The sequence below is a fragment of the Desulfobacula sp. genome (genome assembly GCF_021107415.1).
In genome coordinates this window covers 1-14,092 of the sequence record NZ_JAIOSW010000441.1, presented here as the reverse complement: position 1 = coordinate 14,092, position 14,092 = coordinate 1, and the positions used below count along the sequence as shown (strand labels likewise).

General features: G+C 40.2%; 18 protein-coding genes. 2 read left to right on the top strand and 16 right to left on the bottom strand.

Annotated features, from left to right (window positions below; translation table 11 throughout):
• From K8S13_RS22150 to K8S13_RS22125, 6 genes are all read right to left on the bottom strand, one after another.
• On the bottom strand, nucleotides 1-545 hold a 545-nt coding region (locus tag K8S13_RS22150), incomplete at its 3' end, for a cobalamin-dependent protein (RefSeq protein ID WP_291465900.1).
• Nucleotides 535-1,005 carry an Lrp/AsnC family transcriptional regulator gene (locus K8S13_RS22145; RefSeq protein WP_291465899.1) on the bottom strand — a complete coding sequence of 157 codons (471 nt, stop codon included), beginning with the start codon at nucleotides 1,003-1,005 and terminating at the stop codon, nucleotides 535-537. The genes K8S13_RS22145 and K8S13_RS22150, both read right to left, overlap by 11 nt.
• Nucleotides 1,006-1,050: 45 nt before the next feature.
• Nucleotides 1,051-2,190 (bottom strand): PLP-dependent aspartate aminotransferase family protein, encoded by a 1,140-nt coding sequence (locus K8S13_RS22140; protein ID WP_291465898.1) that lies wholly within the window; start codon nucleotides 2,188-2,190, stop codon nucleotides 1,051-1,053.
• Nucleotides 2,187-2,798 carry a class I SAM-dependent methyltransferase gene (locus K8S13_RS22135; RefSeq protein WP_291465897.1) on the bottom strand — a complete coding sequence of 204 codons (612 nt, stop codon included), beginning with the start codon at nucleotides 2,796-2,798 and terminating at the stop codon, nucleotides 2,187-2,189. The genes K8S13_RS22140 and K8S13_RS22135 overlap by 4 nt, the downstream gene beginning before the upstream one ends.
• Before the next feature lie 32 nt (nucleotides 2,799-2,830).
• Complete coding sequence (mtnA, locus tag K8S13_RS22130; protein ID WP_291465896.1) at nucleotides 2,831-3,937, bottom strand: S-methyl-5-thioribose-1-phosphate isomerase; 1,107 nt, start codon at nucleotides 3,935-3,937, stop codon at nucleotides 2,831-2,833.
• A gap of 22 nt (nucleotides 3,938-3,959) precedes the next feature.
• Nucleotides 3,960-4,616, bottom strand: coding sequence for a DUF2959 domain-containing protein (locus K8S13_RS22125; RefSeq protein WP_291465895.1), 657 nt, complete (start codon nucleotides 4,614-4,616; stop codon nucleotides 3,960-3,962).
• Between the two features lie 173 nt (nucleotides 4,617-4,789).
• On the opposite strand from K8S13_RS22125, the gene K8S13_RS22120 reads away from it, so the two are divergent.
• Nucleotides 4,790-5,623: a DUF169 domain-containing protein gene (locus K8S13_RS22120; RefSeq protein WP_291465894.1), complete on the top strand. Its 834-nt coding sequence runs from the start codon at nucleotides 4,790-4,792 to the stop codon at nucleotides 5,621-5,623.
• 72 nt (nucleotides 5,624-5,695) lie between these two features.
• On the opposite strand, the gene rocD is transcribed toward K8S13_RS22120, so the two are convergent.
• The gene (rocD, locus tag K8S13_RS22115) at nucleotides 5,696-6,976 is read right to left on the bottom strand and encodes an ornithine--oxo-acid transaminase (protein ID WP_291465893.1); all 1,281 of its coding nucleotides are present in this window, start codon (nucleotides 6,974-6,976) and stop codon (nucleotides 5,696-5,698) included.
• Between the two features lie 12 nt (nucleotides 6,977-6,988).
• Nucleotides 6,989-7,777 carry a TrmB family transcriptional regulator gene (locus K8S13_RS22110; protein ID WP_291465892.1) on the bottom strand — a complete coding sequence of 263 codons (789 nt, stop codon included), beginning with the start codon at nucleotides 7,775-7,777 and terminating at the stop codon, nucleotides 6,989-6,991.
• 157 nt (nucleotides 7,778-7,934) lie between these two features.
• Here K8S13_RS22110 and K8S13_RS22105 point away from each other — a divergent pair, with 157 nt between their 5' ends.
• Nucleotides 7,935-8,414, top strand: coding sequence for a single-stranded DNA-binding protein (locus K8S13_RS22105; protein ID WP_291465891.1), 480 nt, complete (start codon nucleotides 7,935-7,937; stop codon nucleotides 8,412-8,414).
• 77 nt (nucleotides 8,415-8,491) lie between these two features.
• Here the strand turns inward: K8S13_RS22105 and K8S13_RS22100 are convergent, their stop codons facing one another.
• The 8 genes from K8S13_RS22100 to yidC form a co-directional block, all read right to left on the bottom strand.
• Nucleotides 8,492-8,737: a hypothetical protein gene (locus K8S13_RS22100; protein ID WP_291465890.1), complete on the bottom strand. Its 246-nt coding sequence runs from the start codon at nucleotides 8,735-8,737 to the stop codon at nucleotides 8,492-8,494.
• Nucleotides 8,738-8,865: 128 nt separating this feature from the next.
• On the bottom strand, nucleotides 8,866-9,477 hold the full coding sequence (locus tag K8S13_RS22095) for a thermonuclease family protein (protein ID WP_291465889.1): 612 nt from the start codon (nucleotides 9,475-9,477) through the stop codon (nucleotides 8,866-8,868).
• Between the two features lie 9 nt (nucleotides 9,478-9,486).
• Nucleotides 9,487-10,383 carry a 50S ribosomal protein L11 methyltransferase gene (locus K8S13_RS22090; protein ID WP_291465888.1) on the bottom strand — a complete coding sequence of 299 codons (897 nt, stop codon included), beginning with the start codon at nucleotides 10,381-10,383 and terminating at the stop codon, nucleotides 9,487-9,489.
• Nucleotides 10,370-10,723 (bottom strand): hypothetical protein, encoded by a 354-nt coding sequence (locus tag K8S13_RS22085; protein ID WP_291465887.1) that lies wholly within the window; start codon nucleotides 10,721-10,723, stop codon nucleotides 10,370-10,372. Before K8S13_RS22085 ends, K8S13_RS22090 begins: the two co-directional genes overlap by 14 nt.
• Nucleotides 10,716-11,372, bottom strand: a complete 657-nt coding sequence (locus K8S13_RS22080; protein ID WP_291465886.1) for a YkgJ family cysteine cluster protein — start codon at nucleotides 11,370-11,372, stop codon at nucleotides 10,716-10,718. Before K8S13_RS22080 ends, K8S13_RS22085 begins: the two co-directional genes overlap by 8 nt.
• Nucleotides 11,373-11,400: 28 nt before the next feature.
• Nucleotides 11,401-12,789 carry a tRNA uridine-5-carboxymethylaminomethyl(34) synthesis GTPase MnmE gene (gene mnmE, locus K8S13_RS22075; protein ID WP_291465885.1) on the bottom strand — a complete coding sequence of 463 codons (1,389 nt, stop codon included), beginning with the start codon at nucleotides 12,787-12,789 and terminating at the stop codon, nucleotides 11,401-11,403.
• Between the two features lie 6 nt (nucleotides 12,790-12,795).
• On the bottom strand, nucleotides 12,796-13,626 hold the full coding sequence (gene jag / locus K8S13_RS22070) for an RNA-binding cell elongation regulator Jag/EloR (RefSeq protein ID WP_291465884.1): 831 nt from the start codon (nucleotides 13,624-13,626) through the stop codon (nucleotides 12,796-12,798).
• Between the two features lie 12 nt (nucleotides 13,627-13,638).
• Nucleotides 13,639-14,092, bottom strand: a 454-nt coding sequence (gene yidC / locus K8S13_RS22065; protein ID WP_291465883.1) for a membrane protein insertase YidC, incomplete at its 5' end; no start/stop codon positions are given.

Sequence of the window (14,092 nt, the reverse complement as noted above, 5' to 3'; positions counted from 1 at the left end):
CCGGTGAAATCTTTAATAATTTTTTTTAAGTGATGCTCCCCGGGGCCTTTTATCACCAGGTCTGCCAAAGTATCTTTATTTGCGTGATCATGGCAGAGGCTTGCATAAATTCCCCCCAGTACAACCGGTATATCCGGATAGACTTGTTTCACCATCTCTATAGTCTCTTTGACCCCGGAAGCCCAGTAGGTCATCAAGGAAGTGATAAAAATAAGATTCGGTTTTTCTATTTTTTTTAAATCTGCTGAAAACCATTGAGGTTTTATGCCATACCGGGAAAATTTTTTACCGATATTTTCAAGCCCTTTGGGCAAAGCAATTTCTGTCTTTCTAAACGGCCCCCTGCCATCCCAAAGCACTTTTGTTTTTTTGGATTCTTTTGAATGAAACCTGTCAAGGCAATCAATAAAGCTTACCTTTAATCCGTTTTCACGAAGGATGGCGGCAATGGACAAAAGTCCTAACGGTTTTGCCCAGAAATCAAAAGCAGCAAAATCATGAATCCAGGGATTTATACAGAGAATGTGGGGTGAATCAGTCTTCAAAATATTTCATGGATGTTTTTTTAAGCTCTTTTCTGGAGAATAAAAGCTCATACTCATCTTCTCCCACAGCTTTGGAAATCTTTTTTACAAGGGCATAGCATTCATCTTCATTGGACGCATGAACCATGGTATACAGATTATATTTCCAACCCGGAGCGGGATCTCTTCTATAGCAATGGGTAATCTCTCTAAAGGTAGCCATGATGTTCCCTGTTTTTTCCACCCTGTCTTCATCCACTTTCCAGGCCACCATGGCATTGGCCTTAAATCCGGATTTCTGATGTTTCAATGTAGCACCAAACCGTCTGATTATCCCTCTGTCATTGAGATCTTTTAAAATACTTAAAAATTTTTCTTCCGTGATATCTATCTTTTCAGCCATTTCAAGGAATGGCCGTTTGACAACCGGAATATCGGTTTGCAGCAGGGCAATTATTTTTTTTTCTAAATCTGTCAGCATAAGGATTTTCTTTTTTATTCTACCTGGTTAATATTTGGGTTAAAATCAGGAACTATGTGAAACTTTTTTCAGTGCATTGTCAAGGTCCTGTTTTAAATCATCTGCATCCTCAAGTCCAATGGATAATCTTAAAAGAGAATCTGTCACCCCGATTCTCAGTCTTTCCCCGGCTGACATTTTTGCATGGGAGGTAAGACTTGGAGAGCATATGGTCGACTCCACACCTCCCAGGCTGACGGCCGGACTTATGATATTCAATCCCTCAATAAACTGATTGGGATCTTTGTCCTTGATTTCAAAGGAGAGCATGGCACCAAAACCATTCATCTGGCGTTTTGCGATTTCGTGGCCTTCAAAATTTTCAAGTCCAGGGTAATACACCCTGGCAATATCAGGGTGATCAGACAGATGCTGCGCCACTTCCATGGCATTTTTTGTCTGTTCCTTTACTCTTAACATAAGGGTTTTCATACTTCTTTCCAAAAGATAACAGATCCTTGGATCAAGACTTGGACCCAATACTCTGGCAAGGCTCAAGATTTTCTTCATTTTTTCATGGGAGCAGGCCACCATGCCGCAGCACAGATCAGAGTGCCCGCCAAGGTATTTGGTTCCACTGTGAACAACAATATCTATTCCAAGATCTAAAGGGGTTTGATTCACAGGACTTGCAAAGGTGTTGTCAATAATGGTGGTAATCTTCTCTTTTCTTGCAAATTGGGCAATTTTTTTAATATCAACCACAGCCAAAAGCGGATTGGTGGGAGATTCGATAACAATAACTTTTGTTTTCTGCGTCACTCCATTGATCACATCATCAGCACTGGTTTTTGTAAATTTACACTCAATGCCGAAATGGGAAAACCATTCCGTGGCAAAATGATGTGTTCCACCATAGAGGGCATCCAGCATGACAACGTGATCACCAGCTCCTGCAAATGCCAGGATCGAAGTTGACATGGCACCCATACCTGAACTGAACACCAGGCCTGCCTGGGAATGCTCAAAAGCGGCTATTTTTTTTGCCACAGCATCCTGATTGGGTGTATTAAAATATCGTGGATAAAAGGTTTCATCCTTGCTGAGATAATTATAGGCTGATGAGGTATAAATCGGTGTATTTACTCCGCCTGTTTTCAAATCCCTTAACGTGCCTTTATGAATGGCAATGGTCTTGTTTTTCATTTTGCTCCTTTTTTTCGTTTTTTCATTAAGCATTTCCAGCATCGGGCCGTCTTTTCACGGTTTGAATCAAACATAGCCGAGACAAGAAATACTATCTCAAAATAAGGTTCCACGGCAGATACAATATCCAGGGCAGATCTCATGGGAGGACCGATATCCCTTGGGCCAGCATCGGCATTGCCTATAATACTGAACCATTGTCCGCCTTCTTTTAGATGGAGACTTACATTCCTTGCAAATGTTATCCTGTCTTTTTTTTCATCAAAGGAATGGAAACATCCCCTGTCAAATATCAATTCAAAGTCTGACTCATTCTCTTTTTGTTTAAAAAAATTATTTACAATGAACCCAATTTCAACCCCTTCTTTTTTGGATTTTAATTTGGCCTTTTCAATGGCCAAAGATGAAAAGTCAATTCCTGTTACATCAAAATCTTTCTGAGCCAGCCAGATGGCATTACTGCCGGTACCGCATCCAATTTCAAGGGTTTTGCAGGGCAGGATACTTTTCTTTTTTACGAATTCTATTAGATTTGAATCCGGCCTTTCAAGCTCCCATGGAGTCTTTCCGGTTTTATACCGTTCATTAAACATTTCTTTTTTAGACATAGCACCTCAGCATCATAAAAAATAGATCCCTGTCATTTTTGCTTATCAGGAAATAAGGATATGATATCGGGTTCCGTTGCCCTGCATACGCCTCGCTCCGTTATAAATCCTGTGACCAGCCTTGCCGGCGTCACATCAAAGGCGTGATTGGCCGCCAGGCTTGTCTCAGGAGGTACCAGCACTTTTTCAATTTTCCCATTGCAAAAACCCTGGATATACCTGATTTCGTCAGGATCTCTTTCTTCTATGGGAATATCGGCAATACCGTCTGTTATATCCCAGTCAAAGGTGCTTGACGGCAGTGCCACATAGAATGGAATATTATTGTCTTTTGCTGCAAGGGCTTTTAAATAGGTACCGATTTTATTGGCCACGTCTCCGGCCCGGGTGGTTCTGTCGGTTCCAACAATAACAAGGTCCACCATGCCATGCTGCATGATATGGCCCCCTGCATTGTCAGTGATCACGGTATGGTTCACTCCATGTTTTCCCAATTCCCATGCCGTAAGACGGGAGCCCTGATTTAAAGGTCTTGTCTCATCCACCCAGACATGGACATTGATATGATTGTCAAATGCAGTATAGATGGGTGCTGTGGCAGTGCCGTATTCGATACAGGCAAGCCAGCCGGCATTGCAGTGGGTTAAAATGTTGACCGGTTCCCCATTTTTTTTCTTACTGATTTCTTCAATAATGGGCATTCCATACTCACCAATCTTTTGACAATTGATTGCCTCTTCCTCTACAATTTCCAATGCTTCATCAAGAGCTGCTTTAACCCGTGTTTCATAATTTTCATGCTTTAATGCAACAGACAAAACCCTGTCAACACCCCAGAAAAGATTCATAGCAGTTGGCCTGGCGTTCTTAAGCCGTTTGCATTCTGAAACCAGGTATTCATTATCCGCACCCTTATTATTTTCCTGCACAAGGCTGATGTAGACCCCCAATGCCCCTGTGGCGCCAATCAAGGGGGCACCTCTTACAACCATCTCTTTTATGGCATAAATGGTATTGTCCACGGTGTTTAAATCTTCTATAACCAATTTGTGGGGGAGAAACCTCTGGTCTATCACCTGAACCGTTTCAGATGCCTTATCAAACCAGATCGGTCTCATATTTTTTCCATCCACCTTCATCCTGAAAACTCCAATATCATTTTTAAAAATTATTAATAAAACTTTGTGCTTCTTTTATGGATGCATTCATATCCTTAATGAGTCCCGCCACATCCTTTTCAATAGAGACGACCTCGCCGCTTAAAGATCCAACCGCCTTTGCATTCAGGTTGTGTTTCAGGTAAAGGACATAATCTTTGAGTTTGACTAATACCGGATACATCCCCTTTGTTGATCTATTCATTATAGTTTCAAGTTTCTGATATTTTATTTTTGCATCCCTAAGCGATTTTTTACTGCTGTTTTTCAATTTAACATCATTGATCTGGGCAATCTCAGCTTCCCATTCTTTAAACAGATCTTTGGCCACCTGCTCCACATCATTAATTCTCTTTTCAATTTGTTTTGCTCTGGAATCGCAATCCTCATAACTGTCCTTGAGCTTGTCATAAAAAGTTTCCAGATCTCCGCCATCAAAGGCATAGAGTTCTTTAATTTTTGTTAAGGCATCCTTGAACTCTTCCTGGGCTTTTGTCTGACTTTCCTGGACATCTTCAACATTATCAATCAAAATATGCCTTTTTTCTTTACCGAACTTTTCCATAGTCGTATAATAGGCTGTACTGCAACCTGCCATGAAAAGAAAAATTACAGACAGAAGAGTAAGTCTTGTGATGATTTTAAACTTTGCGTGATTCATAGAATATATCGCTCCCATATAATTTTTTGATATAGTTTTGCCCGTACTAAAAAGTACTTATAACAAAAGTTCAGGTTTTTATTAATCCTTTTCTTTATTGCTTTCCTTTTGGATTTCATTTACTAAATAAAACAGGTATGGCATCTACACAAACCACCATCAAAGGAGGTATCATGGAGCATCAGATCAAATCCGCTATTCCTGATTTTCTCAATATTTTAGGAATCAATGAAGAACCCATGGGAATGTTTTTTACAGACACCAAACCGGATAAAGGATACTCCCCCAACCCCATGGATCTGCCGACACGGGAAAAGGAAGAAAAAAATGAAATTAACTGGCAGGAAATATTTGGCGGATTTTCCTGTGTTATCGGCAAGATCTGGCTTGCCAGGAAGAAAAAGACAGCTGCTTATTTTTCATCATCCCAGTTTGGATGTCCTGGCGGAGCCTTCTGGCTTGGATTTAACAAACCCCAGGCTGAAACCATTATTCATTATGTATCCTCAGGAGTTCCCGGCAGGATGGAAGGTGAACTTTATTGTGATTCTCCGGACAACTTAAGAAAAATATTTGAATATGTTGATCCTGTCCCCGCTGCCAAGACGTATTGTGTGTTTAAACCCATCAGCCAGTTCTCTGAGGATGAAATCCCGTTACTTGTCTCTTTTTTCACACGTCCGGAATCTTTGAGCGGCCTTCACCAGCTGGCCGCTTTTGTAACAAATGATCCCGAGGTTGTGGCTTCACCCTGGAGTGCTGCCTGCGGCAGTCTGGCAGTCTGGCCTTTGCACTATCTTGCAAAAGGAAAAAACAGGGCTGTTGTCGGAGGATGGGACCCGTCTGCCAGAAAATTTTTTAAAACAGATGAACTTTCTTTTACCATTCCTTTTGAGATGTTTATCCAGATGATAGACCGGTATAAAGACTCTTTTCTCACAACTAAAACCTGGGAGAATATCCATAAAAAAATCAATAAAAGTAAAAAAGCATGGAATGAGATATGAGCGGCTCGCTCTATTAAAAAATATTGCGGATAAAAACTTCTGTAGCAGCCGCTCATTTTTCCAATCCTGATCTTAGTCCAGTAAAACCTTTTCAAGCTGTTTAACCATAAAATCCATTTCTTCCTCATTAATAATTAAGGGAGGGGAAATCCTGATGGTATGGCCGTGGCTGTCATTAACGATCAACCCGAGCTTTAAAAGTTTTTGGCAAAAATCCATGGCATTGCCTTTTTTTACCTCAATACCGATGAAAAGCCCTTTCCCCCGAACTTCTTTGACATGAGGGGATTTTTTTGCAATCTCTTCAATTTTTTCTTTTAGTATTTTCCCTTTCCGGGCGGCCTGCTCTGCCAGTTTTTCTTCTTCAAATACCTTTAAAGCAGCAGTACCGGCTACACAGGCAAGGGGATAACCACCAAAGGTTGATCCGTCTGACCCTTTGGAAAAAACCATATCCATGATCTTTGCATTGGTGATAAAAACAGAAAGGGGAACAAGACCGCCTGATAAGGCTTTTCCAAGAATAACACCATCCGGAATAATGTTGTCATGTTCAAAGCAGAATTTTTTTCCTGTTCTTCCCATTCCCACCTGGATTTCATCACATACCAGCAAAAGATCCTGTTCATCACAAAGATCCCGAAGACCTTTGAGAAAGCCTTTGGGGGGTATTTTCATTCCGCCTTCTCCCTGCATGGGCTCCACAAGGATTCCGCAGGTATTTTTATTGATGGCCTTTTTTACATCTTCAAGGTTGCCGAATTCAACAGACACAAAACCCGGGGTTAAAGGACCAAACCCTTCTTTATATTTTTTGCTGGATGAAAAAGAGACAATGGAAATAGTTCTGCCATGAAAATTCTCATTAAAAACAATAATTTCCTGATTTCCGTCTTGAATCCCTTTATGCTTGAATCCAAAATACCGCATGGCTTTTATGGCTGTTTCAACGGATTCCACCCCACCGTTTTTGGGAAGCGCTTTATTACCGTAATTTCCAAACCTGGGGGCCATCTGGGGAGCAAACTTTGCAACCTCGGAAAGAAAAATTCCCAAAGGATCTGTGAACACGACATTGGACAATACAGAGGCATAATTGCCGATCAGGGCATCCATGACCGCATTGGTGATAGTGGGATGATGATGACCCGGATTTGCTGCCGAATATGCTGCCAGGCAATCCAGATATTTATTGCCTTTTTCATCTGTCAGCCAGCATCCTTTTGCATGCCGGACAACAAGATTTATTCTCTCATAATGGTGGGCCCCATAATCTTCTTCCAGATTAAAAATGGTTTTATCATTCTCATTGGAGAATCCATTGAAATAATGTATTTTTCTCATTGCAGTCATCTTACACCTCCTCTAATTATCTTCTTTTATAATTTTATAAATTCTTTTTTCGTCTTTCGTCAGTTTCTGGTGCCGGTCCAGTATTTTTTCCAGAAAGCAATGATAGAAATCATGACGAAGACTGTCGCGATTGGCCACGATAAACCATTGATTTCTTGTCCAGTTAATGGGTGAATTATCTTCGTTACCCGTTTCAAATATCCCGACAAGGGCTTCTTTTTTATCTATAATCACTTCTAAGGAGCGTCCGCCAATGATCTGCTGCAAGTGTTCATGATCCGGGTGCATGACTTGAATATCAAATTTTTTCGGGACCTTTCCCATGGCAATATAGCGGATTTTAACCCCTCTTTTATCTGCCTCAATCAAATACTCATCCAAATACCTGTTTGCTTTAGGAAACAGCCTGATATAGATCTCTTCTTTTGCCTGCTTAATCATTTCCAGGGCTTTTTCCATGACATTCTCATATCCTGTAATGGTCCAGACAAATTCAAAATCATCTTTTTGGGATGCGTTTGAAATCTGATCTTCAAACGTCTCAATATTGCTGTTAAAGCTTCTTTTTAACCTTCTGACAAGCTCATCCGAGGGCAGCGGGGCATACTGACCGGAATTGACTTCAATCACATACCCTTTGGAAATCAGGCTCCGCAACACATCATAAATCCTTGATCTGGCAATCCCCGAAATCTTACTCAACTGGGAACCGTTAACCGGATGACTGCCCACAAGTGCCATATAACACGCAGCCTCATATTGCGAGAATCCCAGTTCTTTTAAATTTGAATATGTATCCATTTTTCTCTCCAAAACGTTGCTACCTTAATAGCAACATAAGCCTAAACCCAAAGATTGTCAATATTAAAAAAATATCTCTTTGACACCGGGTTTTGAATCAGGTAAATATTTTAAAAAAATAAACATCTTTAAATTTACCCTAAAAAGGAGTGTATACATGGCAAGTTTAAACAAAGTGATGCTGATTGGAAGACTTGGAAGGGATCCTGAAATCAGGTATTCCCAGCAAGGTCTGGCAGTGGTGAATTTCTCCATTGCAACCAGTGAATATTGGACAGATAAAAATACCGGAGATCGGCAGGAAAAAACAGAATGGCATAACATTGTCGTATTTGGCAGGCAGGCGGAAACCTGCGAAAAATACCTGTCAAAAGGCAGAGAGGTTTATATTGAGGGAAAACTTCAAACAACAAGCTATGAAAAAGACGGCCAAACTCATTATCCTACAAAAATCGTGGTAACCAACTTCCAGTTTCTTGGCGGAAAACAGGATGCCCAAGGCGGCGGAGGCGGATATCAGGGTGGTGGCGGCAACCAGCAAGCCGATTCCGGATCCAACAATCAATTCCAGGGAACGACAAGCCCGGGCATGACAGGTGGCCAGGAACCAATTCCGGACGATGATATACCCTTTTAATATCGTACAAAAAAAAGCCTCATCGGGTGAAGGTACTTCAAACCCTAATGAGGCTTTCCATTAAAATATTGTTCTGGTTAGCTAAGCGATAGTTGTTCTTCCATGGAAATATCATGTTTCATTTCCTGAAGTGTTTTTTTGGTAGCCTTTTGGGAATGTTCATCAAACTGGCTTAATACACAAACTTTTTTTAATTTTTCAACATTATTTTCCAACTCTTGCTTTTCGGATTGAGGTAAATCTGAAATGCAACTATTATAAGCTTTTTGACTTTTTCTTTTTGCTTTTAAATCCTGGTGCCGTCTCAGTGCTCTGTCTTTCATAAGTGCTGGCTCCTTTATAATAGTTAAAAAAAGTTTTAAAAAAATACACTTTTAAAATTGCTCTAAAAAGTGACATTCTTTACATAAGAAGAGAATAAACACTTAAAAAGAGCTTGGCAAGCCTAAAATTATTTTCTTGGATGCTCTTTTCTCCATTGCCGTGGACTCTTGTAAGAGCTACCCTGTATCCACATCCCTTTTTGGGCTCTCCTGGCTCTTAATTCTTCTTTTAAATAGATCTGTGAATCAAGCTTTTTAGGCCGCCTGCCTGTATATACCTCGGCCAGGCCTGCTCTTATCATTTCTATATTAATATTTTTATTATTAACAAAGACTTCTGCCAACTGCCTGTTATAAGCTCCTGTGCCGTAACTATTAATTGCAACCTTTTTGTTATCCACTAAGCCTGCTAAATGCTGTTTTGCCTTTTGGCTGAAAGGCTGGCTTTTTTGACCTTTAAATCCAATTTCAGGAGAATCAATTCCCACAAGCCGTATTTTAAATGTCAAATCAAACCCGGTGACTTTTATGGTGTCCCCGTCAAATACTTTCAACACCCTAAATAACTGATTTTCAAAAACAGCATTACTTTCTTTAGATTCTTCAACCGTTTCATTCAAAGGCGGTGTTATATTGGTAAAATGTTTGATTCCGTTTTCATCGGTCCAGAAATAAATATTCCCATAAAAAAGGATGCTTAACAGAAAAATAACTAAAATTCTTATAACAGCTTTTATCATAGGGCATATTTACCATACTTTTTTTACCAGCACAAAGCCGGACCATTTTTTCTCATCCTGTTGCCAGATAAGCTCAAATCCTTTTTCAGAATAAAGAGTGACAAGTTGGTCCTTTTCCCATTCCCTGACACCGGATATAATGGCACTACCATTTTCTATTAAGCTTGCATAAATCATATCAGACAATGTTGTCAGTGTGGGAAATCTTAAATTGGCAGAAATGATTGAAAATGCATTTTTGCTTTCTTTCATATAGTCTTCAATCACTTTAATTCTTTTTGTAAGATGGTTCAGCGCTACATTTTTTTTGGCTTCATTAATGGAAACCGGATCAATTTCATGGGCGTTACATGATGTAAGGCCTGCTAAACACATGGCCATTGCCAGCACACCTGAACCGGTTCCAATGTCAGCGCCTGGTAAACTTGTTTTGGAATCCATCATCTGTTTTTCAAAAAAACAAAAATCAATGGCGGCAAGACATAACTGTGTAGTAGGATGCTGTCCGGACCCAAAAGAGATCCCCTGTTCAATAATCAATTCTATATTATTAGAATCGATACTATGTTGATCAATATCGTTTTGACCGATTTCGTTTTTATCTGGTCGAGCTTGAAATCCCGGGGGCGTGAGAATAAAATTCTTTGTAATAGAGACGGGCCTTAAAAAACTTTTTTCCACATAAGTGGACCCGTAAAGATAATGATAGGACAGTTCCTGCTCATCAATGAGCTGCTGCAATATTTTTTTAGCTTCAAAAATTGAAATTGAAAATTGCGCTTTTATTGCTTTGATAAAGGCCTGAGCCGTCAGTTTAACATCAGATTGGAAAAGAATATTTAAAACATCTTCTTTATCCGCTTTCATGGCCATTTTCATATCCATTTTTATGTCAGGGGGAATCATATCCTTCTTTTTTTAAGAGTTCTGCATAAAAGCAGGCAAACTCAAACATCCCTCTGATCTTTTCATCATTATTGATAATGCCCAGACACATTTCAAAGGCTCCCTGGGCAAAGGAGTTGGAATATTCATCATGATCAATCATAGAAAGGAATTCCCTGATTAGCATCTGGGAGGTTCGCTTGGTTTTATCTTTTCTGATATCTATGGGGTCTTTGGGCTCCTGGAACGGGTTCCAGTCTTCATAGCCTTTTTTGAGAATTTGTTTTTGTCCTCTTTTGCCCATGGCATCAAAAATCATTTTTTTCTTTTCTTCAATTTGTTCGGGGGTAAAATCATCCATCTTTTCTGACTCCAAGATACTCTTCATTAAAATCTGTAACCATGACCATTGAAACAGGAATCAACATTTCATGCATTCTTATTTTTTCAGAATTAATATCTTTCACCAATTGGGCGGAAAGAAGCTGCAACTGGGTATAAATTTTATCCATATTCAATGTCGGATAAGCTTCACCCTGTTTAAAATTTGTTCGACCGCAGATATGACTGACACCGGCTGTAGATGTGGGGATACCATAAACCCTGCAGGTAATCGGCCGGTGTTCATACATAACACAGAGATTGTCTTCACCCAAAAGGGGGCATCTGACTCTCTCCTGGGACATTTCACCGACAATCTCCAGTTCGTCTGCACCTTTTTTAACTTTTTTAAAAGCGTCGCGCTTCATCTTTACCAGGGCTCTGTCTGTTTTGCCGGCAATTTCAAGGAGATCGTTTTTCTCTTTGCCTGTAATCGTTTCCAGAAATTTATTTTTTAAATAAAGCGCTTCTATGAGTGTCAGATCAAAAATCGCATAACAGCAGTCACTGCATTTTTCCCGGCAGAACACTTCTTTGGGAAATTCTTTTTTTACTCGGTTAAACACTGCATCCACTATTTGGACCAATGCTTCATACTTTACAAAGTGTTCTCTTAAATCTAATGTCATAATGTTTATCCTTTATTTCGGGCAGGCTTTATTTGCCAATACAAAAATTATTAAAAATACTGTCCAATATATCTAAAGAGGCGGTTTCTCCTGTAATTGTTCCAAGAGAATCAATACTATTTTTAATATCAATTGCCAATATTTCTTCTTCCTGGCTTTGCTTCAACCCTGTTTTTACAAACATAAGATTCTCAACAGCCTGTTCAAGGGCTTTTTTATGCCTTAAATTTGGAATAACAGATGATTTTCCCATATCCAGCCGGGCAATACAGATATTTACTATTTTTTGTTTTAGCTCTATTATTCCTTTATTTAAGAGGGCTGAGATTTCAATTTTCGGGATGTGCTGATATTTTTCTGAAAGTTCGGGCAGATTACCTTCATTAAGATCAATTTTATTAATCACAAAAATAACTTTTTTGCCCAATTGATTTTCCACGGACACCACTTTTTCAAATTCCCTGTCAGTAAAATGCGTTCCCGGCTCTTTCAGGAACAGCACAAGATCGGCAGCGGTTATATGGTCTTTGGCCTTTTCAATACCGATAATCTCCACAAGATCATCGGTCTGATGAATTCCTGCCGTATCTATAATCACAAACGGTATGCCCTCGATATTCAGGCCTTCTTCAATGGGATCTCTTGTGGTTCCGGGGATAGCGGTTACAATAGAGCGATCCTGTTCAAGCAGCCGGTTCATCAGGCTTGACTTTCCTACATTGGGAGCACCGCAGATGGTGATCCGAATACCCTCCTTTAAAAAACAGGCATCCTCATGCTGCCGGATAAACTCCCGGCACTTTTCAAGCACATCATCAACCAGCTCTATCTCTGTTTGGGACGGTTCAAAGGGTTCAACATCATCCGGAAAATCAATATTCACTTCAATCAAAGCTAAAAATTGAATCAGTTTTTCCCTTAATTCCTGAATTTGCCTTTTTAATGCACCAAGGTTCTGAGATGCTGCAAATTTCAAAGCGCTTACAGATTTTGCATTAATGATATCTGCAACAGCTTCGGCCTGGGTCAGATCAATTCTCTGGTTTAAAAAAGCGCGTTTTGTAAATTCTCCGGGTTCAGAAAGCCTTGCCCCCTGCGTAAGGATCTCATCTAAGATAGTTCTCAATACAATGGGGCCGGCGTGGGCTTGAATTTCCACGACATCCTCTGCCGTATAAGAACAAGGTCCCTTCATGGGAATCAGTAACACCTCGTCTCTGATATCCCTGTTTTTACTATCAAAAATATATCCGTCATAGACTCTATGAGATTCTAAACCTGTAAAACCTTCAGACCTGTTTTTTCTTCTTGAAAAAAGCGTTGATGCTATATCAAAGGCCTTTGGCCCTGAGATCCGTATGACACCGATACCGCCACTTCCAAAGGGAGTTGCTATTGCGGCAATTGTATCATCCATGGTGCTCTATCTTCTCAACCGTCGTTTCCCTCTAAAGGAATTTTTCTTTTTGGGGAAAATCACAAGTCTTCTGTAATACCCGTCACCCATACTCTGGGTTCGGACTTTATTGTCATCTTTTAATGCCAGATGCACGATGCGCCTGTCCTGTGCGCTCATCTGGTTGATGGTTGCAGGGCGCCCTGTCTTTTTGGCCTTGTCCGCCATTTTATATGCCAGATGTCTAAGATTGGATTTACGGGTTTCCATATATCCTTCGATATCTACCTTGACCCTGACCCTGGCTTCACTCTTTCTGTTGATAATTTTATCGGTTAAGAACTGCATGGCATCAAGGGTCTGCCCCTTTCTGCCAATCAGGATACCGGTATTACCCCCTTCAATGCTTAGGGTCAGCCTGTCAGTCTGGGTTTGGGCACTTACCTTGGCATCATCCGTGATCAGGTCTGCCATTCTCTGTAATGCTTCGCTGCCAAGAGCAATAGAGTCTTCAGATACATCAACCGGCTCGGGTGCTTCAAAGGACTTGACTTCCTTTATTGGGGATTCTTCCTTTTTGGATTCTTCCTTTTTGGGTTCTTCCAGTCTTGTTTCTTCACCAAAGGCCTCATCCACAATGGACTTAATCCCCTCCAGTTCTGTTTCTGATGCTATGTCATTATCAGGAAGAACAACTTTGATTTTGGCATCTCTTCTGCCAACAATTCCAAAAATTCCTGAAGCACCTTCTGAAATTATTTTATATTCCAATTCATCTTTTGAAAGCGTTAATGCTACACAGGCATTTTTTATAGCGATATCAACATCTTTTCCGCTAAATTCCTGGGTTTGTTCCATATTACCTCCTATTTACGAAAATTTCTTTTGAATATAATACTGCTGTCCCATGGATATAAGATTATTCACAAACATATACAGAACCAATCCTGCCGGGAAATTAATAAATAAAACCGTCATAAATATCGGCATCAACATCATCATTTTGGCCTGCATGGGATCTCCTGCAGTCGGAGTCATTTTCTGCTGCAATAAGAAGGATGCTCCCATTAAAAGCGTCAACATGGGTATGCCATGGGGTGCCTGCATCATTGGAATTGCAAAATTAAAATCAAACAGTCTGTCCGGGGCGGATAAATCGGATATCCATCCGACAAATGGTGCATGCCTCAGCTCAATAGCCTGGTAAAGCATCCTGTACAGCGCAAAGAAAATAGGCATTTGAACCAGTAACGGCAAACACCCGCTTGCCGGATTTACTTTATATGTTTTATAAAGCGCCATGGTTTCCTGATTCATTTTCTGT